The organism is Ruegeria sp. HKCCD4884 (assembly GCF_013110855.1).
In the GTDB taxonomy this organism is placed as follows: domain Bacteria; phylum Pseudomonadota; class Alphaproteobacteria; order Rhodobacterales; family Rhodobacteraceae; genus Ruegeria.
The window spans coordinates 126398-146970 of sequence record NZ_WVRJ01000008.1; the positions used below are offsets into that span (position 1 = coordinate 126398).

The window sequence follows — 20573 nt, forward strand, 5'->3', positions numbered from 1 at the left end:
TCGCTAGTGGGATTTTGGTCAACGGGCCAAAAAACGGTATGACTCGTTTGTGTATCCCCAATCGTCTGGACCGCCGTGCAACCGGTTGTGATCTGGTGACACCGCGCCGGTAGCCGCCCTGCGGGGCGAACTACCTGCATGCTTTCAGACGACAACGGAATACCAAATGACTACCGCGCTACGCCTTGCCATCGATATTGGTGGCACCTTTACCGACACAGTTTTGGTCTCGGGGGATGAGACGATACTGGCGTCGACGAAAACCCTGACCACGCATAAGAACCCGGCCGAAGGCGCTATGGAAGGCGCTCAGCGTGTCATGACGCAGACCGGTCGGTCGCTAAAGGAAGTTACCGGGTTTATCCATGGTACGACGCTTGCGACCAACGCGCTGATTGAACGGCGTGGGTCGGTTGTGGCAACGATCTGCACCGAAGGGTTCCGGGACATCCTCGATATCGGGTACGAGCGGCGCTATTCCCAATACGACATTAATCTTGAAAAGCCGGACCTTCTGGTGCCGCGTGAACGATCCTTCGTCATCCGCGAACGTATGTCGGCCGAAGGCGAGGTTCTGATCGATTTGGATGAGGCGCAGATTGAACACCTGCTGATCGAGCTCGATGCCAGCGGTGCCGAGGCGGTGGCGATCTGCCTTATGCACTCTTACGCCAACCCCACCCACGAACAACGCTTGCGCGATCTTCTGGCTGAACACCGTCCCGATTTAACGGTTTCGATCTCGTCCGACGTCAGTCCCGAAGCGCGTGAGTTTGACCGGCTCTGCACCACTGTCGCAAACGCCTACATTCAGCCGTTGATGGAATCTTATCTGTCCCGGTTCGTCGAGCAGTTCGCGGCCGAGGGTGTAACTTGTCCGATCCTGATGATGACTGCGGGTGGTGGGATGTGCACCGTGGAAACTGCTGCACGGTTTCCAATCCGTCTGGTTGAATCCGGCCCTGCGGGCGGTGCCATTCTGGCTGCACGGATTGCGGCGCGGTCTGGGCTGGATCAGGTCCTGTCATTTGATGTCGGTGGCACCACAGCCAAGCTTTGCCTGATCGACAACGCGCGTCCTCAGACCTCCAGATCCTTTGAAATTGCACGTGCGGCACGGTTCATCAAAGGCTCGGGCATGCCGGTGCGTATCCCGGTGATTGAGATGATTGAAATCGGCGCTGGTGGTGGCTCGATAGCAGGTGTTGACCGTCTGGGCCGTCTGACCGTTGGCCCGAAATCTGCCGGGTCAGAGCCCGGGCCGGTGGCTTTCATGCGCGGCGGCACGGATCCAACCGTGACCGACAGCGACATCACGCTTGGCTATATCGTGCCAGATACGTTTGCCGAGGGGCATATTCAACTGGACCCCGAAGGCTCAAAGGCCGCACTGACGCGCGTGATTGGCGAGAAACTGGACTTGGATGCGGTCGGATCGGCGGACGGCGTCAGCCGGATCGTGGATGAAAGCATGGCCAGCGCCGGGCGTATGCATGCCGTTGAAAGCGGTAAGGATCTGGGGCCGCGCACGATGATAGCCTTTGGCGGCAACGGGCCGTTGCATGCAAGCCGCGTTGCACGCTCAGCCGGGGTGTCGCGTATCGTGATCCCACCCAATCCGGGTGTCGGTTCGGCGGTTGGCTTCCTGTTTGCGCCGGTGTCGTTCGAAATCGTCCGCTCACGCTATTCCTTGCTCGACAGTATGGATATGGATGGGGTGAACGCCCTTTTCGATACAATGATTGCCGAAGCAAAAGAGGTTGTTGCCAAAGGGGCAGGCGATGCACCGACCGAAAGCCAGCGCACTGCCTTTATGCGATATAACGGGCAGGGCCACGAGATCGAGATCCAGCTACCGGATCGTGCCCTGACGCGCGACGATATTGCGCCGCTGACCGCCGCCTTTGAAGAGGAATACAAAAAGCAATTCTCGCGCCCCGTGCCGGGGATGGAGATTGAGATTCTCAATTGGGCGGTTCGGGTCGCAACGCCGGACAGTTCTGTGCCGCCGGTGCCTCAAACACCGGACCTCTCGGCGTTTGACGTCACTGAAACGCGACCCATCACCTGCGATGTGGATGGTGCTGCGAAAAACGCGGCCTTTGTGGCCCGTGCCGACCTGAAACCCGGTGACCATGTACGCGGCCCGGCGCTGATCCATGAACCGCAAACCACCACGTTCGTATCTGCCGATTTCTCGGCGCACATGGATGCCATTGGCAACCTTGTCCTGGTCCAGGACCAGAAAGGAGGCGCAAAATGACTGCTGAACTTTCCCCCGCCCGCCTGCAAGTGATGTGGAACCGCCTGCTGGCCGTGGTAGAAGAGCAGGGCCAAACCCTGATCCGTGCCGCGTTCTCGCCCATTGTACGCGAATGTGGCGATATTTCCGCCGGTATCTTTGACGTCAATGGTCGGATGCTGGCCCAGGCCGTGACCGGCACGCCCGGCCATATCAACACAATGGCCGAAGCTGTTCTGCACTTGCGAGAGCGATTTGCGCTGCAGGACATGAAACCCGGCGACATCTACATGACCAATGATCCGTGGCTGGCCTCGGGGCACCTGAACGACTTCCTGCTGATGATGCCCGCGTTCAAGGATGGCAAAGTTGTTGGTTTTACCTCGTGCACCTCGCATCTGGTCGATCTGGGTGGTCTGGGTATGGGGCCAGAGGGGTCGGACATCTACGACGAAGGCCTTTTGATCCCGCCTTGTAAACTGGTCGAAGAAGGTACGCCCAACGCGCTTTTGATGGACATTATCCGCGCCAACTCGCGCGAGCCGATCGCCAATGAAGGCGACATCTACGCTCTGATCGCTTGTTGCGAGGCGGGCGTGAACCGTCTGGTGGCGATGATGGAAGAGTTCGGGATCGACGATCTGGACACGTTGGGCAGCTATATCATCGAAACCTCGCACAAGGGCGCGTTGGAGGCCATCGCCGAGGTGCCAGAAGGCGTTTACAAGAACGTACTGCGCATGGACGGATATGAGAATGAGCTGGAGTTGCACGCCACGCTGACTGTCACCAAGGACGGGATGCATGTGGATTTTACCGGCACATCGGGTTGTTCGAAAAAAGGTATCAACGTCCCGTTGAACTATGCAACGGCCTATACGGTGTTTGCCTTGCGCTGCATCGTTGGCCCGGACATTCCGAACAATGCAGGCTCGCTGGAGCCGTTCACGGTGGATGGCCCCAAGGGCTGTATTCTGAATGCACAACGCCCTGTGCCGGTTGCCATGCGCCATACGCTGGGACAAGTGACCCCGGATCTGGTCTTGGGATGCCTGCATCAGGCGCTGCCGGATCAGGTTCCTGCCGAGGGTGCGTCGTGCATGTTCGATTTGCCCATGCGCCACGCGCCAGAAGTTGCGGCCAATGGCGGGCGGGAATTTGCGATCGAACCAGTCCACAATGGTGGCACCGGCGCGCGACCCCACGCAGACGGATTGTCTGCAACTGCCTACCCCTCGGGCGTGTTTGGATCGCAGGTCGAGATCACAGAAAGCGTCGCACCAGTCGTGATGTGGCGGCGCGAACTGTTGCCGGATTCAGGAGGAGCAGGTGAATATCGCGGAGGTCTCGGACAAAGGATCGAAATGACCTCGTCCAACAACGCGCCTTTCATCGTTTTCCTCTCGGTCGAGCGTCTGAAGTTCCCAGCCTTGGGCCGAATGGGCGGCCAGCCCGGTGCCCCGGGGCGCATCCGGTTCCGCGATGGCAACGGTGACATTCCCGGCAAAGGAGAACTGCGAGTGGAAGGCGATGATTACCTGATCTTCGACACGCCGGGCGGTGGAGGCTTTGGCGATCCGTCAGAACGAGATCCAAAGGCCCTGGCGCTGGACCTCAAACGTGGTCTCGTGACCGAAGCAGGCGCGAAAGCATATGGAGGGACGTCATGATCCGCGCAGTCGAGCATGTCCGCCTGATGGCAGCTTACGCGCTGGCGGATCTGGGTGGGCCCGAAACCGTGTCTCTGGCCCAAAACGAAAGCGCCTTTCCAGCCAGTCCAGCGGCGGTTGCGGCAGGGCAGGCGGCGTTGGATCAAATGCCACTTTACCCCGATCCCGATTGGCCAGAGCTTCGCGCTGCAATTGCCGAAACCCATGGTGTCGCGGCCGGGAATATCCTGTGCGGTGCGGGCTCGATGGAGTTGATCGGATGCCTGATCCGGGCATTCGCCGGGCCGGGCGACCGGGTGCTGGGCACGGATTATGGCTATGCTTACGTTGCTTCTGCAACGGCGCAAGTGCAGGCCGACTACGTGAAAGCACGTGAGGTGGATTTGACCGTTTCGGTCGATGACATATTGGCCGCTATCACGCCTCAAACGCGGATTGCTTTTGTCTGTAACCCGGGCAACCCCACCGGGACTCTGATTCCGAATGCCGAAATTGTCCGCCTGCGCAATGCGTTACCGGCGGACGTGTTGTTGGTGGTCGACCAGGCCTATGCCGAGTTTGCCGATCAGGATCAAAACCCGGCCGAAGTCTTTGCGCTGGTAGATCGCGGCGACACTGTGGTCATGAGAACCTTTTCCAAGGCCTACGGATTGGCGGGCGCGCGCGTGGGTTGGGGTCTGTTCCCCGACGCTATTGCCGGTGAGGTGCGGAAGCTGTTGAACCCGAACAATGTCTCGATCCCCTCGCAGGCAATGGCGACAGCAGCGATGCGGGATCAGGCTCATATGCTGGATACGGTTTCCAAAACCGTTGCCATTCGAGATCGGTTCGCCGATGGGTGCCGCGCTCTGGGGCTGACGGTCGCGTCCAGCCATACGAATTTCGTGTTGATCCGTTTTGCGGACGTGGAGATGGCGCAAAAAGCAGATGATGCCCTGCGTGCCCAAGGGTTACTGATGCGCGGGATGGGGGGCTATGGATTGGGCGATTGTCTGCGCGCCACCATTTGTGAAGAACCCGTAATGGATCGGTGCCTGACCGTTTTGAAAGAGGTGACGTCATGACCCATGAGACCCGAACACGGGCCAAGATCGGCGTGCTGGTGCCGTTCACCAACACCAACCTTGAGGCAGACATGATGCTGATGCGCTGCCCGGACACGACGGTGCATTTTCAGCGCATGGGCGGGTATGACGTCGATGAAATTCCAGGCTCGGATCAAATGGCGGGTCTTGGGGCGTCGGACATCAGCCATGATCTGAAGATGATAGCAGGTGTGCGACCCGATGTGGTGCTCTATGGCTGCACGTCCGCCACCCTGACACACGGCCCGTCATTTGATGAGCAATTGGCACAGGACATCAAGGCAGGGTCGGGCGCACTATCTTTGACCGCCGCCGGATCATTGATCCAAGCAATCAAGGCTTTGGGCGTGACCAAAGTGGGGTTCTCGTCACCCTATCTGGGCGAGATCAACACGCAGGCGGTTGATTTTCTGGCACAGAACCAGATCACAACAGTCAAATGCGCTGATATTGGTCGTGAGCTTGGGAATTACGGGCAGGGTGAACTAACCCCGGATGAGGTGTTCGATCTGGCCTGTCAGGCCGATCATCCAGAAGCCGAAGCCATCGTGCTCAGCTGTACCGACATGCGCGCGGTCGAGGCCGTAGACCGGATCGAAGCCACGCTGGGCAAACCCGTGGTGACGTCCAATCAGGCCATGATGTTTGCGCTGATGCGGGCTTTGGGCTTGCCCCGACAAGGAAACGTGCCGGGGCGCTTGTTCGATCTGTTGTAAACAAAGGCCGGGCTGATAACCCGGCCTTTTCTTTAGGGCTCGTCGGAACCGATTTCTTCTTTGCGCTTGGCAATATAAGCGTCCAACTCCTCGCGGATCGCTGGGTCCATTACCGGTTCTTCGTATTCGCGCAGCGCCTGCTGCCAGATTTCGGTAGCCCGGTTCAGCGCTGTCTTGGACCCCGCGGCTTCCCATGCGCCATGGTTTTGCCAGTCGGACAGCATGGGGGCATAAAACGCAGTTTCATAGCGCTCCATCGTGTGTTCAGTGCCAAAGAAATGGCCACCAGTGGGCACGTCTTTGATCGCGTCCAGCGCCAGTTCGCTTTCGTCGAATTTCAGAGGCTTCAGATACTCCACCATGTTTTGCAGGATTTCCACATCCATGACGAGCTTCTCATAAGACGCAGTGAGCCCACCTTCGAGCCAACCGGCTGCGTGATAGACCAGATTGGCCCCACCCAGCACAGCGCCCCAAGTTGCCATCATCGTCTCATAGGCTGCCTGCAAATCGACCACGTTCGAGGCGTTGGCGTTCGAAGTTCGGTAGGGAATGCCATAACGGCGGGTCAGCTGACCGCTGATCATATTGGCCTTGGTGTTTTCTGGCGTTCCAAAGGCGGGCGCCCCCGAGCGCATGTCCACGTTCGACGTGAACGCCCCGTACATCACCGGCGTGCCGGGATTGACCAATTGAGTCAGGGTCACGCCGAACAGCGCCTCGGCATTTTGCTGGGCCAAAGCGGCGGGAAGGGTGACAGGGGTCATAGCGCCCATCAAAGTGAAGGGTGTGATAGTGACCGGCTGTCCGTGCTCGGCCATTGCGATCAGGCCGTCGCCCATCGCGTCGTCAAACAGGCGGGGCGAGTTCACGGAAATGATCGTAATCAGCCCAGGGTCGGCGCGCATCTGATCCAATGAGATACCCCGAGCGATGGCCATCATGTTGATGCCATCCATCGCCCGCCCTCGGCCAATCGCTGTGGCGTGAAAACTGAGGTCGCTATAGCTGAGGTTCGCGTTGTAGGTATCCAGATGCCGATTATTGGCCGGCATTTCCTGCGGCGCGGTCACCTGATTGCCGATCAGGTGGATGGCGTTGAAGTGATGCGCCAGCTTGATGAAGTTGCAGTAGTCTTCATAATTGCCCGAACGTCGCCCGTTGATGCAATCATGCACATTCGGCGGACCGGCCACGAGACCGAAATTGACGTGGTCGCCACCCAACGTAATCCGTTTGTCCGAGTTGCGGCCTGTCAGCGTAAAGGTCTTCGGAACGGTTTTCAAAGCCTCATTGACGATGCTTTCGTCGATACGGATCGTCTTGGTGTCGCGGTCCACCAGGGCTCCGGCCTGTTCAAACAGGTCCATCACGTTGTCGCCCATGACACGAATACCTGCTTCAGACAGGATACGCATCGACGTGGCGTGAAGCTGATCCAGTTGCTCTTCGCTCAGCAATTCCATCTTGGGGGACGTGTTGATCACATCCTGCCAGGGCAACTGCCGGATGGCTGCGCTACCGCGATCGCTTTTGCCGCGTCGCCCGCCACCCCGGGTGCTACGTCTTTCTCGTGCCATGTCAGTATCCTCGTTCGGGGTTAACGATATTGGTCAGCGCTTCACCCTTGCGATAGCGCCAGAGGTTGTCAGAAAACATCTCGACCGATTTCAGGTCCCAACCTTCATAAACCGATGAGCAATGTGGGGTGATGATCACGTTGTCGAAGCCCCACAGCACATGGTCCGAAGGCAGTGGCTCGATGGTAAAGACATCAAGCGCCGCGCCTTTCAACGCGCCGGTTTCTAGCGCGTAAACCAGAGGGGCTTCATCTATCACACCGCCGCGCGAGACGTCGATGATTACGACGCCGGGCTTCATGCTGGCAAATGCGCGGGCATTGACCAGTCCTTTGGTACTGTCCAGCAGCGGGACACAAACTACGATGAAATCCGCACGCGCCCAAAGGTCGTGCAGATCGTCCATGCCATACACTTCATCTACGTTTGGGGTCTGTTTGGGACGGGCCCTTACACCGACCGTGGTCAAACCCATCGCCTTGCACCGCGCGGCGACGGCCATACCCGTCTGGCCGAGGCCGAGGATCAGTACCGTTTTGCCGTCAATTGGTTCAACTGTGCCCGACACCCATTCGCGACGGGTTTGAGCCGCGCGAAACCCGGGCAGGTCCAACGTAAAGTGGAACATTGCCCCCAGCGCATATTGCGCCATCATGTCAGCGGCCACTCCGGCGGCGTTGGTCACGGTAAGGGTTTCAGGGTCCCAAGGATTCATATGGTCGGTGCCCGAGCCGCCGACCGAAACCCATTTGACGCCGGGCGCATCAATCAGTGCTTGGCGTGGAAAGCCGGGTGTGCCTGCAAAGCGGACGGAATAGACTACCTCAGCTTTGGTATCCGCGATCATCTGCGGCAAAGCCTCGTAGCTGTCGCAGGTGTGGATTTCCAGATCCGGGTGCCGCTGGGCCAGCACGGCCTTGGATCCCGAAGGGTTGTCTGTGTGAAGGATGGTGACAGGGGAATTCACAGTACAGCCTCTTTCTTGAACTCCTGAGCGGCGGTTTCAATGGCTTGGGCGAAAAAGGCAGTGGCGGAGATGTCGAACAGAACGCAGAATCCGTCCAACCCCTTATGATGCGCGCGCCACACAACCGCTTCTGTGTAACCGACGCGAGTTTGGGCGATCTGGCCTTCGGTGAATGTGTTTGCACGCAGGTCTACGGGGCAAATCTTGGCCATCAGATCATCAAGCCGCGGGCCGGACAGATGCATCCAGGCCCATGTTTCTTCGCGCCAAGCGTCATAACCTTTGGGCGCGTCTGCTGCCTGCCATGCGGCACGCAGGTCGTCGGCCCCTTCGATGACGACAAGATCATTGCCGCCAAGGCGTAGAACACCATCGCTCAATCGATTGATCTCGGGCAGATTATGCCCTTGGGCGACAAGCCAGTCGGCGCTGCCGCGGCCCTTCAGGCCAAAGCGCGGCAGAGCGGTCATGTCAGACAGCGTGACCGGTCCTGACGCAAGGGCCACACCCTCGGCGGCCCCGCCCGGTTGCAACGGATAGATCTGCATCCTTACACCTCCTGCCGCGTGTTGTCCGGGTCAAAGAAGGCATGACCTTCGACTGGCACCTGAACCCGATTGCCATTGCGACACTTAACTGTGACAGGAGAGCCGATTTCGGCGTCGCGCCCGTCCACATAGGCCAAAGCGATATGTTTACGCAGGGTAGGGGACCACAGAACCGAGGTTACATGCCCCACCGGCACTTCGTCGCGCAGAACCAGACAGCTTTCGTGCGGAACATCGCCCCCTTCAAAGCTAAGGCCCACCAGCTTGCGGGACAGCCCCTTGTTCCGGCGCATCTCGATGGAGCGTTTGCCGACGAAGAACGGTTTGGTCTTGGACACGGCCCAGTCAAAGCCCAGCTCGTCCGGCGAGGTCAGCGCGTCTGTATCCTGCCCAATCAGAATATGCCCTTTTTCCAGGCGTAAGATCCGGCTTGCCTCAAGGCCGTAAGGGCGTAGAGCAACGGGTTCGCCCGCCGCCAAAATCGCATCCCATAGGGTTTTGGCATAGCTTGAAGGGCAGTGAAGTTCATAGCTCAGCTCGCCGGTAAAGCCGATCCGCATGGCACGTACCGGTATGCTCGACACCGAACCCGAGCGCCCGTCGAGATAGGCAAACCCGTCGCGCGAGAAGTCGATGTCGCTGTGCAGTGCTTCGACCACCTGACGCGCCTTTGGCCCGGTGATGTTGAACCCGGAGAAAGCAGAAGTGACATTCAGCACATCCACATCCAGCCGCCATTGCGCGTTCCAGAACAGCATATCCGCATAGACGCGGGCCACAGCACCGGTGGTTGCTGTGACATAGTACATGTCTTCAGCCAGACGATAGGCGACGCCATCATCTATCACGGTGCCCATTTCATTGGTCATCAGACAATACCGGCATCTTCCGACGGGCTGTTTTTTATAGGCCATCGTATAGATACGGTTGAGGAATTCGCCCGCATCCGGGCCGCGCACTTCCAACCCGCCAAGGGTCGAGACATCCAGCACGCCGACACCTTCGCGCACCGCTTTGACTTCTTCTTCGATCAGCCGGTTGGCATCGGCTTTAGGCCCGTAGAAATAGGGCCGCCACCACGCGCCGACCGGTCGCATATCAGCGTTAAGGCGAAGGTGCTCCTGATGCAACGCGCTGCGCCGCTGCGCGGGATGGTGGTGCCCGGACAATACCCCCAGCGTTTCCGGCGCAAAAGGGGGCCGCGCCGTGGTCACGCCGGTCTCGGCAATACTGCGCCTGGTGGCGTCGGCCACAACCCGCGCCGTTGCCAGAGCAGAATGGCGGCCCTGCGATGGTCCCATGCCCACAGTGGTAAACCGCTTGATCAGCTCCAGCTCGCGATAGCCCTCTTTCGCCGCATTTTGCAGGTCTTTGACTTGTATATCCTCGTCGCGGTCTATGAAATCCTTGCCTTTGGGGTGCGGGGTGATGTTGGGCTCGAAATTGGCCAATTCAGCTTCAGGGTCGGCGATCTGGGCTATCTTTTCATGCGGCAGACCCAGCCGAGCCAGCGCCGCATGGCTCGCGATGCGGGCATCATTGATCACCACATCCGCAGCGACCGGTCCGTTGATGCTGCCTGCGGTTCCCAGTGGGCCACTGGGCAAAGTCAGAGAGAACCGTGCGGTCGCTTCGTCATAGCTGAGTTTTGCGCCAGCCTGACAAGGCAACTGCCAACTGGGCGCTGACCCGACCGAGACCACCACCAGATCGCAGTCGATCCGCTGACCGGCGACTGTGATGCCGGTGACATGGGTTTTACCGTGCGCCTCAGTGATATCGCCTGCAATGGTCTGGACGCCCTGTAGTGCTTCGCCCGAGCCGCCATCGCGCGGGTCAACAATTGCGGCCAGTTCGACCCCCGCGTCCCGCAAGTCCTGCGCGACGCGATAGCCTTCGGGATTGGCGGCCAGAACCACCGCACGCTGACCGGGTTTGACCGCATAGTGGCGTATCAGACGTTGCGCGGCCGAACCCAGCATGATCCCTGGCAAGTCGTTGTTGCGGAACACAGCGGGCTGTTCGATGCAGCCGGTGGCCAGAATGACCTCGCGCGCGCGGGTCTTGAGCAGTTTGTTGCCCCGGATCAGCGGCAACCAGTTGTCCTCGTACCAGCCATTGACAACTGTGCCGGTCATGATCCGCAGGTTGGGCAGATTACCCGTGCGCTCTGTCAGGTCTGCCAGCCGATCCGCTCCGCTGCGACGGTAGGTTAACGCACCACCCAGATCCGGCTCCATCTCGGCCAGGATCACATCAGCACCCACCTCAGCGGCTTCAATCGCAGCGGTCAGACCCGCGAGACCGCCACCGACAACAAGCAGATCGCAGAAAAGGTTGGCTTTCTCGAAATCCTGATGAGGAGCATTGGTGTCCAAAACGCCCAGACCCGCCTTCTTGCGGATCAATGGCTCCCAGAGTTTCAGCCAACTATTACGCGTGGGGCCCATGAAGGTGCGGTAATAGAAGCCCACGGGCATGAAACGGCCCAGCTTGTCGAGAAACGCATCCCGGTCCCGCGCGAGCGAGCCATTGACGTTTTGTGCCGTGACCGTCAGTCCTTCGGTGATCCCGTGCCGGTCCGCCTGCACGTTGGGGTCCGAGGGCAACTGCACCAGCGTGTCTGCCTCTGATCCGGCCATTGACATCAAACCGCGCGGGCGGTGGTACTTGAAACTGCGCGACAGCATCCACTGGCCATTTGCGGCGAGTGCCGAGGGGATCACGTCGCCGTCAAACCCGCTAAAGTTTTGACCTTCAAAGGTAAACCGCACCGGGGTGTCGCGCCGAATGCGCGTGCCATAAGGTTCGGGCAGGCGGGTCATTGGGCGATCTCCGATGCGTCGAATGTGCGGATCACCTCGTTGGTCGTCGCGTTGCGCTCGGCCAGAAAGAAATAGTTGGACGGTACGTGCCGCCACCACTCGGTGATCACTCCGGTTGTATTGTCTGCGCGGAAAAGATGCCGCGCCCAATCCTGATCCGAGGATGTGGCGGGATCGGGGTCGGATTTCACAGGGCCAAAGCACTGGAATTCGTTGATATTGCGGGGGCCGTTCATCGGGCAGGTCAGAATCTTCATGTCAGTGACTCGCGGCGGTTGCGCCCATTTCGTTGAGCAGATCGAACGTAGCGAAGCGTTCCATGGTGAAGGGTTCGAGGATCGGCGCGACCTTTTGGTTGGCGATTGTCTGGGCCATGTACTTCCCGGCCACGGGCGTCGCCTTGAACCCCCACGTGCCCCAGCCGCAATCCAGCCAAAGGTTCGCCAGCGGGCTGGCCCCCATGATGGGCGAATAATCGGGCGTCATATCGGTGATCCCGGCCCATTGCCGCAGCAGACGCACACCTTGCAGGAAGGGGAACAGATGCACTGCGCCTTCGGCCAGATGCTCTTTCATATCCAGCGTCGAGCGGGTGGAATACATCTGATACGGGTCCGAGCCGCCGCCAATCACGATCTCACCGCGCGAAGATTGCACCAGATAGGTGTGCAGGCTGACCGAGCTGACCAGCGTGTGCAGCCAGGGTTTCAGCGGCTGTGTCACCATGGCCTGCAAGGGAAAACAGCGGATCGGCAGCTCAACGCCTGCCTTCAGGGCCATATCGTAATTCATACCGCCCACGGCAATCATCACCTGACCGGCAGAGATGTTCCCCCGGTTGGTGCGGACCGTGGTGATCTTGCCGCCGTCGATGTCGAAGCCTTCGACCTCGGTGCGCTGGTGGATTTCCACGCCCCGACGGCTGGCCTGCGCCGCATAGCCCCAAGCCACCGCGTCATGCCGCGCTGTGCCGCCATCGGCGTGCCATAGCCCGCCCAAGATCTCAAGCGGGCCGCCTTGGTCCATGTTCAGATGCGGGCTGAGTTCTTTTACGGTTTGCGCATCCACTACTTCGATATTGGTGCCCGCGTGCTTGCCCATCTCGGCGCGCAGGTGGAAACTGCGCAAGGTGGCCTCGGTATGGGCCAAAGTCAGCTGACCGCGCTGGCTGAACATCACGTTGAAGTCTAGCTCTTCGCTCATCTCCTCATAAAGCTGAACGCCTTCCTTGTAGAATGCGATGCCCTCTTTGGTGATATAGTTCGAGCGGATTGTTGTGGTGTTCCGGGCGGTATTGCCACCGGCCAGATAGCCTTTTTCCAGAACGGCGACGTTTGAGATGCCGTGATACTTGGACAGGTAGTGTGCGCAGGCCAAACCGTGGCCCCCGCCGCCCACGATCACCACGTCATAGTTGGGCTTTAGATCGGGCGTCGCCGGGATGTCACCGGTCACGGGATAGGTCGAAGACAACCCGTATTTCAGGAGCGTAAATGGCATTCCAGTAAGCCCCACCTACGCTTTTGGCGCGTCATAGAGCAGCGCTGAAAGGTCCGAGAACCTGGAACCCGGCTGGCACAGCCCCCATACGGCATCGCGGATGGCAGCGGCGCGGGTGTCTCCCAGCGAGGGGGCCGCAAACTCCATGAATTTTTCGTCCACTTCCGCGTCATTCATCGGCGCCTCGGGCCCACCCCGGGCGTGAACGTCGCCAGAGTCCAGAATGCGGCCGTCTTTCAACGTTATGGAAACATCAGCAATGCGGCTTTTCGGGAAGCGCGCCGAATGGCGTTCGGTTTCAAAAACGGAAACGCGGTCTACAATCGACGCAACAAGAGGGTCTGACAATCCGGACCCTGTTATATGTTCGACCCCTATCCGCCCATACGCGGCCATGGTGGCGACCGCAAACGGCAGGGAGTATTGCGCCTTTGACGTGTCGTCCGGCATTCCCTGAAACAAACAAGCACTTTCGCGGAACGTGTTGACGCGGATTGATGCGATGTCCTTGTGCGTAATGTCATGATCCCGCATCAGGGCGCGTGTGGCGTCGATTGCAGCGTGCGCCCAGCGGCAGATCGGATAAGGCTTCACGTATTGATGCTCCATCTGCCAGAACTGACCCAAATCCTGCCAATATGGCGCGACCTCGTCAGCTTCGACGGTGATGGCAGGGGCGCCAGTAAATCCTTTTTCGGCCAGTAGGGTCGACGAGAGCCCGACCAACGCACCCCAGCCCGAGCCGTCATGCAACATTGTGGGATTGGCGATTTCGCGCATCATCTGGCTGCGGGGTCCGTGATACTCGGCGATCCCCATGGCCTGCCGCATCTGATCTTGGTTCATTCCACGCAACCGCGCCGCGACAGCCACCACCCCCAACGCGTTCCAAGCGCCTGAGGTATGGTAGTCGCTGACAGTGTTGTGCAGTGAAATACCGGCGCGCCCTGCAACTTCGTAGCCGATGGTCACGGCGCTGAGTGCCTCGGGGCCAGAAATTTCCCCTATCGTTTCCGCGACTGCTGCCAGCGCGGGAACGACCGCCACCCCGATATGGCCTTTGGTCGGGTTGTAGCCGTCATGCCCGTCCAGGTTGTCAGTTTGTGTAGCAGCGGCAAAAGCCGCCCCAGCGGCGCTGACCCGACGTCCATCAAACATCATACGTGCGCTGAATGTCTCGTCACCGGCGCCGTACAGCGCCAGCGCGCTTTCGCGTGCGATCACCCCTGCTGTCATGGGACCTGAGCCAATTGTGATGCCCAGCGTGTCCAGCGTCATTCTGGCTGCGGCTCTTAGCGTCGAGTCCGGGATATCTCCGGCAGTCGTTTCAAGGGTAAAGCTTGCTATTTTGTGAAATCTGTCTGCCACGGGCTGCCTGCTTGCGTTTGAAGTCTGGATACCGGTCTCAGCTCGCATGGTAGGCTTAATTGTGTCCGGCGGCACGAAAACAATCTTTGGGCTATGGCACCGGAATTTTTGTGGGTCCGCTGGCGGCCATGTCGCTTGCGTAACAGTGTTTATGTCGCAAAAGAACAAGAGGCGGGGCCGGTCACACCATACTCGACATATATACCGCACCGGATCACTGCACATGATGAACCTGCCGCACCTGTCTTTTCTGCGCTCTTTCGAGGCTGCTGCCCGCCATCTGAGCTTTACAAGTGCCGCGGAAGAGTTGAATTGCACGCAATCCGCCGTCAGCAATCACGTCCGGTCGCTTGAGGAGTTTCTCAAACGACCGCTATTTGTGCGCCACCCACGGTCTCTGTCACTCACCGATGTGGGCAAAGCGTATCTACCTTCAGTGCGCCATGCGTTGCAGGAAATTGACGTAGCCACTCAGTCACTTGTACTTCGACCGCATACCCGAACTGTGGTCGTCTCCTGTCCTGTTAGCCTCGCTGCAAACTGGTTGCCCGACGTCATTCGAGGATTTTCCGAAAATCACCCGGATATTTCCGTGACTGTCCACGGGACCATCTGGACGGATGTGGACCCCAACGTTTCGGACATTTCGATCACGATCAATCATAGGGATGATGCATCTGAAAGCCTGACGCGTTTGTGGGCGGAAAAGCTGACGGTGGTCTGTGCGCCGGGCTATACCGTCGGTGATCAACCTTTGACCGACCCACAGCAATTACACGACGCGCAACTGATCCATATTCTGGGTCGCTCGGCGTATTGGGAAAAAGTGGCTGCAAATTTTGGGCTAGAGGATCTGGACCAGAAAGAAGGCCCAAGAAGCAACAGTTCGAACCTGGCGCTGGAACTGGCGGCAAAATCCCTGGGATGTGTGGCTTTGCCGAAATCGCTGGCGCGGCCTTATGTCGAACGCGGGCTTCTGATCGAGCCATTTGCCCTGAACCTCGACAGCCCATGGGCGTATTATGCCAATCTGCGCGAGGCGAATGCCACGCCAGCGGTTCGACTGTTTCAAAACTGGTTATTGAAAGTCGCGGCTGAAACGGAGGCTCAGATTGGTTGATCTGCTCCTTCCTTGCTGTGCGTTCGATACCCCGCCCGCACCCCGGCCAGCCAATCGGTGTTTGCCTTTGGTGCAGAAAATTCGACTGCATTGCATCCGTTTTTTTTGCATGTCCTGCAGGTGGAACCGTCATAGGGTCCGCGACATACCGTGCACCATCAACACAAAGCATCGCATGTCATGAGCCAGATATCAGAAAGCCTGCTAGAGCAAATCCGCAACCAATTTGCCCAGATCGACCATTGCCCCGAACAGGGTGAGCGCATTTTTTTCGAAAATGCAGGCGGCGCGCTGACCCTGAATTCGGTTCTGGACAGTTCTGTGCGCTACGCGGCGATCCCGGATAATCAGGGGCGCGACAACCCGGGGTCACATGCGCTTGTTGATACCATCAATGCCGCAAAAGCCGATATGCGAGATTTCATGAATGCGCCCGGCGGTCAGTTCTTTGTTGGGGAAAGCGGCACTGAATTGCTGTTTCGGTTGATCATGAACGCTTGTCTGGGCACAGGTTCAGGTGTCGTACTGGGATCGACGCTGGAACACCCCGCCACGCGTTCGGCGTGCGATCGCTGGGCACGTATTGCCGGGCAGGAACATGTGTTGATACCGCATGATGATGAGACAGGGCTTGTGACGGCCGATGCCTATGCAGCAGCCGTCACCCCAAAGACAAAAGTGGCAACGATCCTGCACACGTCGCCGGTGACAGGGATGGGTGTGGATGTGGCCGCCGTATCAAAGGTAATCCGCGCCGTAGCACCCGACTGTTTCATTATCGTCGATGGCATCCAGCACGCGGCGCACGGTCGGATCGACCTGACCGCCTATGACGTCGATGGATACGTGATCTCACCCTACAAAGTGTTTTCGCGCCATGGATATGGTGTTGCCTGGATATCCGACCGATTGACCGCGTTGGACCACAACGCTCTATTGGATGGCCCTGCGGAAAATTGGGAAATGGGGACCCGCGACACCGGGGCTTATGCCACCATGTCCGATGTTGTGTCTTATTTCGAGTGGTTGGGAAGTCAGGTCAGCGATGCCAGCGACCGGCGTGGCAAGTTCTTGGCGGCGGGTGATGCCATCCACGCGCAGGAAAAAGCACTGACCGATGCGATGATTCACGGCACTGGCAACCTGAGCGGCCTGGCCGAGATGGAGAAAGTCACCATTCTGGGTGGGGTCGACAACCCGGCGCGCGAAGGCTTGGTCTCGCTGCGTGTTGAGGGCGTGGCCTCTGTCGATGTGGTGAAACGGCTGAACGATCAGGGCATTCGTACCCATCTGCGCAAAGCAGATCACTATTCAGGGAATATTCTCACCCCGTTGGGCTACGACTCGTGCGTGCGGGTTTCGATGTGTCACTACAACTCAACTGGCGAGGTCGCTCAATTCCTTGCCGCTATGAAAGAAATCGCCGCCTGAGCCGCGTCATATCTAGGGAAACAGATTCATGAAAACCCACGCACAAGCTGTTGTCATCGGTGGCGGTCTCGCCGGTACGTCGATTTTGTATCACCTTGCCAAACTCGGCTGGACGGACTCGATCCTACTAGAGCGTGATGAACTGACCAGTGGCTCGACCTGGCACGCGGCGGCCAATATTCACGGGCTGCACGACAACAACAACATCACGCGAATCCAGCACTATACGATGAACCTGTATAAAGAGCTGGAGAAGGAAACCGGCCAAAGCTGCGGCGTGTTCCAGCCGGGCTCGCTGTACTTGGCGCAAACCGAAGAACGCGAGCAGCAATTGCGCCTGCAAGAGGCCAAAGCGCGTTTTTACGGCCTGAACTTTCACGAGGTCAGCCGCGAAGAAGCGAAAGAGCTTCACCCGCTGGCACAGTTCGATGACATCCGTTGCATCATGTACGAACCCGATGGCGGCAATGTGGACCCCTCGGGCGTGCCTCATGCTTATGCTGCCGGGGCGCGTGCCATGGGTGCAACAATCGAGCGTTTCTGTCCCGTAACAGGGACCGAGCAGCAACCGGACGGCAGCTGGATTGTTCGGACACCAAAAGGCGATATCCACACACAATGGGTGGTCAATGCATCTGGTCTTTGGGGTCGCGAAGTGGCGGCTCTGGCAGGGCTGACGCTGCCGCTGCAACCGACCGAACATCAGTATTTCGTGACCGAAACCATCGATGAAGTCGCCAATCTGGGCCGTCGCTTACCTTCGATCGCCGACCGGGATGGCGAGTATTACTTCCGGCAGGAAGGCAACGGGCTTCTTATTGGTGCCTATGAAAAGGATATGAAGTTCTGGGCCGAAGAGGGCACACCGTTGGATTTTGCCCACGATCTGTTCCCTGACGATTTGGACCGGATCATGGAAAACGTGATCCGCGCGACCGAACGCGTACCGGTTGCAGCAACAGCCGGGGTCAAGCGGGTGATCAACGGGCCGATGATCTGGTCGCCCGATGCCAACATGCTGTGGGGGCCTGTGCCAGAATTGAAGAATTATTTCCTCTGTGGCGGTCTGATCCCGGGCTTTTCGCAATCAGGTGGGTTGGGCTTGCTGGCAGCGCAGTGGATGATCGAGGGCGAGCCGCAATATGACATGTTCGCTTGGGATCTGGCACGGTTTGGCGACTGGGCCGACAAGAAATTCACCAAAGCGCGGGTGGAAGACGCCTATACGCACCGTTTTAAGATCCACTTCCCCAATGAAGAACGCAGCGCTGGCCGTCCGGCCCGTGTGCGCCCGGCCTTTGAGATGCAAAAACAGATGGGCTGTGTCTTTGGTCTGAACTGCGGTTGGGAACACCCGCTGTGGTTCGCGGATGAACCCGGCGCCCAAGAGACAACCGGTTTTACCCGCCAAAATTGGTTCGATCCGGTTGGTCGCGAGGTGCAGATGCTGCGCGACAGCGTGGGCGTCATCGACATCTCGAACTTTGCAAATTACGTGATCAAAGGACCGGGTGCTTACGACTGGCTGGACCGTCTAGTGGCCAACCGTGTGCCAACCGAAGTCGGGCGCAGTTGCCTGACGCCTCTGATCTCGGTTCGCGGTGGCGTGGCAGGGGACTTTACCATTACCAAGCTGGCCGAAGACGAATACATGATGATCGGATCGGGTATGGCCGAGCGCTATCATCAACGCTTTTTCCAGATGGTCGAGATGCCCGAGGGCACCACGCTGGAGGTCGCGACAGACCGCATTGCCGGGTTCAACGTCGCAGGTCCGAAATCGCGTGAGGCATTGGCACGTCTGACCAATGCCGATCTGTCCAATGAAGCGTTCCGTTTCATGCGATCCCAGAAAATCACCGTTGCAGGTGTGGACTGTGTGGCCATCCGCGTCAGTTTTTCAGGTGATCTGGGTTGGGAGCTGCACTGCGCCGAGGCTGATCAGGTCGCGCTTTACACCGCATTGCTTGAGGCCGCCAAAGACTGCGGTGGCGGTCCCGTTGGCGGGCGTGCGCTGGGGTCGTTGCGCATCGAAAAGGGCTATGGATCCTGGGGTCGGGAATACAGCCAGGAATACTGGCCGCAAGAGGTTGGGCTGACCGGTCTGATCAAGCTCGACAAGGATTTCCTTCACAAGGACGCCTACCTTTCCGTAAAGGACAACGCCCCACGAGAAGTTCTGACGGTCTTCGAACTGGACGTAACCGAGGACGCAGATGCCACCGGCAGTGAGCCGATTTTTACACCCGACGGCACGCCTGTTGGCCGGGTCACATCCGGGGCGTATGGCTATTCGGTCGGGAAATCACTGGCCATTGGCTTCCGCAACCCCGAAGTGGCGCAACCCGGAGATGAGGTGGTGATTCAGGTGATTGGCAAGGCGCACAAAGGGCGTGTTCTGTCAGAGGCGCCGTTTGACCCCATGGGCAGCAGACTGCGAAGCTAAGCTTTACATAGGCTTAGAAGGACGCGCCAGGTCAAAACCGATCTGTGTCCGACGAGACAAATTAAGCGCGCTGCCTTCAGCGGCGTGCTTTTGCGTTCAATGGCCAATGTTTTTAGCCAGATTCGCAGCTCTGGGACCTCAGCCACTCAATAACGTCCCGGACTTCACGTTTGTCCCGGCTTCCGTCCTGTGCCTCGACAAAATAGCCGTGTGTGGGTTTGATATCTTCGTCGAACAGGCGCAAAATCCGCCCCTCCCTGAGATCTTGATCAATCAGTGGCAGCCAGCCCACCACTGCGCCTTGTCCCTCGGCAGCCCCGCGTAACAGAATGTTTGCATCTTCAAACACAACGCCCATCAGGGGGGACCCCGGCTGCACGTTCATCGCGGCAAACCAGTCCAACCAGCCCCAATGATTGCGTTGGTGCAGGATGGGTTTGTTCAATAGATCTTCAGGCGCATCGATGGGCCCATATTGGTCGATGTACTGCGCGCTTGCTATGGCGACAGGTCGAAGTTCCAGCAGTTTGAGTGAGCCGCGCGGCATGTCCGCCAATCGATGCCAGCTCAGAACAATATCTGCGTGGGTTTGGTCCGCCATCCGCGGACGATACGAAGGCACGACCTCAAGCTCGACCTCGGGGAAACTCTGCCAAAGGTCGCTGATGCGTGGCATCAGCCACCGGGCCGTTAAGATGGGTCCGGCGGCCAATCGCACAACCTTGCGTGATGTTCTGCGCAAGGCTCCAACCGTGTCTTCCAGCATCCCAAACGCCCGTCCAGTCGTTTCGGCCAGCCGTGTTCCATCCTCCGTTAGTCTGACCTCGCGCCCCACGCGTTCAAACAATAGGGTGCCCAGTTGATCTTCCAGTCCACGGATGTGGTGGCTGATGGCCGTTGGCGTCACCACAAGATGCTCGGCGGCGGCGCGAAAACTGCCGGTTTTCGCGGCTGCATCGAAAGCGCGTAGTGCGGAAAGAGAGGGGAGCATAACCGTCCTAATGATGAGTGAAACTTACTAGTCGCTGAGGAAAGACCATTTGTAAACTGCTGTTTGGGCTGTAATCATGGCAAG

General features: G+C 58.7%; 15 protein-coding genes. 7 read left to right on the forward strand and 8 right to left on the reverse strand.

Going from position 1 to position 20573, the window contains the following annotated elements:
- Window positions 1–166: 166 nt before the first annotated feature.
- The 4 genes from GS636_RS13390 to GS636_RS13405 are packed head-to-tail and all read left to right on the forward strand — an operon-like array spanning window position 167 to window position 5713.
- Complete coding sequence (locus GS636_RS13390) at window positions 167–2263, forward strand: hydantoinase/oxoprolinase family protein (protein ID WP_171669828.1); 2097 nt, start codon at window positions 167–169, stop codon at window positions 2261–2263.
- The gene (locus tag GS636_RS13395) at window positions 2260–3912 is read left to right on the forward strand and encodes a hydantoinase B/oxoprolinase family protein (protein WP_171669829.1); all 1653 of its coding nucleotides are present in this window, start codon (window positions 2260–2262) and stop codon (window positions 3910–3912) included. The genes GS636_RS13390 and GS636_RS13395 overlap by 4 nt, the downstream gene beginning before the upstream one ends.
- Window positions 3909–4976 carry a histidinol-phosphate transaminase gene (locus GS636_RS13400; RefSeq protein WP_171669830.1) on the forward strand — a complete coding sequence of 356 codons (1068 nt, stop codon included), beginning with the start codon at window positions 3909–3911 and terminating at the stop codon, window positions 4974–4976. Before GS636_RS13395 ends, GS636_RS13400 begins: the two co-directional genes overlap by 4 nt.
- Window positions 4973–5713 carry an Asp/Glu racemase gene (locus GS636_RS13405; protein ID WP_171669831.1) on the forward strand — a complete coding sequence of 247 codons (741 nt, stop codon included), beginning with the start codon at window positions 4973–4975 and terminating at the stop codon, window positions 5711–5713. Before GS636_RS13400 ends, GS636_RS13405 begins: the two co-directional genes overlap by 4 nt.
- 32 nt (window positions 5714–5745) lie before the next feature.
- Here GS636_RS13405 and GS636_RS13410 read toward each other — a convergent pair whose 3' ends face one another.
- From GS636_RS13410 to GS636_RS13440, 7 genes are read right to left on the reverse strand one after another with little or no spacing between them, the layout of a single operon-like run.
- The gene (locus GS636_RS13410) at window positions 5746–7293 is read right to left on the reverse strand and encodes a trimethylamine methyltransferase family protein (protein WP_171669832.1); all 1548 of its coding nucleotides are present in this window, start codon (window positions 7291–7293) and stop codon (window positions 5746–5748) included.
- A 1-nt stretch (window position 7294) separates the two neighbouring features.
- Window positions 7295–8260, reverse strand: a complete 966-nt coding sequence (locus GS636_RS22910; RefSeq protein ID WP_171669833.1) for a D-2-hydroxyacid dehydrogenase — start codon at window positions 8258–8260, stop codon at window positions 7295–7297.
- On the reverse strand, window positions 8257–8808 hold the full coding sequence (locus GS636_RS13420; protein ID WP_171669834.1) for a hypothetical protein: 552 nt from the start codon (window positions 8806–8808) through the stop codon (window positions 8257–8259). Before GS636_RS13420 ends, GS636_RS22910 begins: the two co-directional genes overlap by 4 nt.
- A 2-nt stretch (window positions 8809–8810) precedes the next feature.
- Window positions 8811–11633: a 2Fe-2S iron-sulfur cluster-binding protein gene (locus tag GS636_RS22840; protein ID WP_171669835.1), complete on the reverse strand. Its 2823-nt coding sequence runs from the start codon at window positions 11631–11633 to the stop codon at window positions 8811–8813.
- The gene (locus tag GS636_RS13430; RefSeq protein WP_171669836.1) at window positions 11630–11890 is read right to left on the reverse strand and encodes a sarcosine oxidase subunit delta; all 261 of its coding nucleotides are present in this window, start codon (window positions 11888–11890) and stop codon (window positions 11630–11632) included. Before GS636_RS13430 ends, GS636_RS22840 begins: the two co-directional genes overlap by 4 nt.
- A 1-nt stretch (window position 11891) precedes the next feature.
- Window positions 11892–13133 carry an FAD-dependent oxidoreductase gene (locus tag GS636_RS13435; protein ID WP_171669837.1) on the reverse strand — a complete coding sequence of 414 codons (1242 nt, stop codon included), beginning with the start codon at window positions 13131–13133 and terminating at the stop codon, window positions 11892–11894.
- 15 nt (window positions 13134–13148) lie between these two features.
- Window positions 13149–14501, reverse strand: coding sequence for an MmgE/PrpD family protein (locus tag GS636_RS13440; RefSeq protein ID WP_371808728.1), 1353 nt, complete (start codon window positions 14499–14501; stop codon window positions 13149–13151).
- 223 nt (window positions 14502–14724) lie between these two features.
- Here GS636_RS13440 and GS636_RS13445 point away from each other — a divergent pair, with 223 nt between their 5' ends.
- The 3 genes from GS636_RS13445 to GS636_RS13455 all read left to right on the forward strand — a co-directional run bounded on the left by GS636_RS13445 (window position 14725) and on the right by GS636_RS13455 (window position 19498).
- A complete protein-coding gene (locus GS636_RS13445; RefSeq protein WP_171669839.1) occupies window positions 14725–15621 on the forward strand; it encodes a LysR substrate-binding domain-containing protein in 897 nt (298 codons plus the stop codon).
- A gap of 180 nt (window positions 15622–15801) precedes the next feature.
- The gene (locus GS636_RS13450; RefSeq protein WP_171669840.1) at window positions 15802–17052 is read left to right on the forward strand and encodes an aminotransferase class V-fold PLP-dependent enzyme; all 1251 of its coding nucleotides are present in this window, start codon (window positions 15802–15804) and stop codon (window positions 17050–17052) included.
- 28 nt (window positions 17053–17080) lie between these two features.
- Complete coding sequence (locus GS636_RS13455) at window positions 17081–19498, forward strand: FAD-dependent oxidoreductase (RefSeq protein ID WP_171669841.1); 2418 nt, start codon at window positions 17081–17083, stop codon at window positions 19496–19498.
- Between the two features lie 112 nt (window positions 19499–19610).
- Here the strand turns inward: GS636_RS13455 and GS636_RS13460 are convergent, their stop codons facing one another.
- Window positions 19611–20489, reverse strand: a complete 879-nt coding sequence (locus GS636_RS13460; protein ID WP_171669842.1) for a LysR family transcriptional regulator — start codon at window positions 20487–20489, stop codon at window positions 19611–19613.
- Window positions 20490–20573 lie beyond the last annotated feature (84 nt).

Coding starts and splice junctions, on each gene's coding strand:
- GS636_RS13420 (WP_171669834.1), bottom strand. CDS start 8,808: ATGCAGATCTATCCGTTGCAACCGGGCGGGGCCGCCGAGGGTGTGGCC.
- GS636_RS13435 (WP_171669837.1), bottom strand. CDS start 13,133: ATGCCATTTACGCTCCTGAAATACGGGTTGTCTTCGACCTATCCCGTG.
- GS636_RS13460 (WP_171669842.1), bottom strand. CDS start 20,489: ATGCTCCCCTCTCTTTCCGCACTACGCGCTTTCGATGCAGCCGCGAAA.
- GS636_RS13405 (WP_171669831.1), top strand. CDS start 4,973: ATGACCCATGAGACCCGAACACGGGCCAAGATCGGCGTGCTGGTGCCG.
- GS636_RS13430 (WP_171669836.1), bottom strand. CDS start 11,890: ATGAAGATTCTGACCTGCCCGATGAACGGCCCCCGCAATATCAACGAA.
- GS636_RS13410 (WP_171669832.1), bottom strand. CDS start 7,293: ATGGCACGAGAAAGACGTAGCACCCGGGGTGGCGGGCGACGCGGCAAA.
- GS636_RS13455 (WP_171669841.1), top strand. CDS start 17,081: ATGAAAACCCACGCACAAGCTGTTGTCATCGGTGGCGGTCTCGCCGGT.
- GS636_RS13445 (WP_171669839.1), top strand. CDS start 14,725: ATGATGAACCTGCCGCACCTGTCTTTTCTGCGCTCTTTCGAGGCTGCT.
- GS636_RS13390 (WP_171669828.1), top strand. CDS start 167: ATGACTACCGCGCTACGCCTTGCCATCGATATTGGTGGCACCTTTACC.
- GS636_RS22840 (WP_171669835.1), bottom strand. CDS start 11,633: ATGACCCGCCTGCCCGAACCTTATGGCACGCGCATTCGGCGCGACACC.
- GS636_RS13400 (WP_171669830.1), top strand. CDS start 3,909: ATGATCCGCGCAGTCGAGCATGTCCGCCTGATGGCAGCTTACGCGCTG.
- GS636_RS13395 (WP_171669829.1), top strand. CDS start 2,260: ATGACTGCTGAACTTTCCCCCGCCCGCCTGCAAGTGATGTGGAACCGC.
- GS636_RS13450 (WP_171669840.1), top strand. CDS start 15,802: ATGAGCCAGATATCAGAAAGCCTGCTAGAGCAAATCCGCAACCAATTT.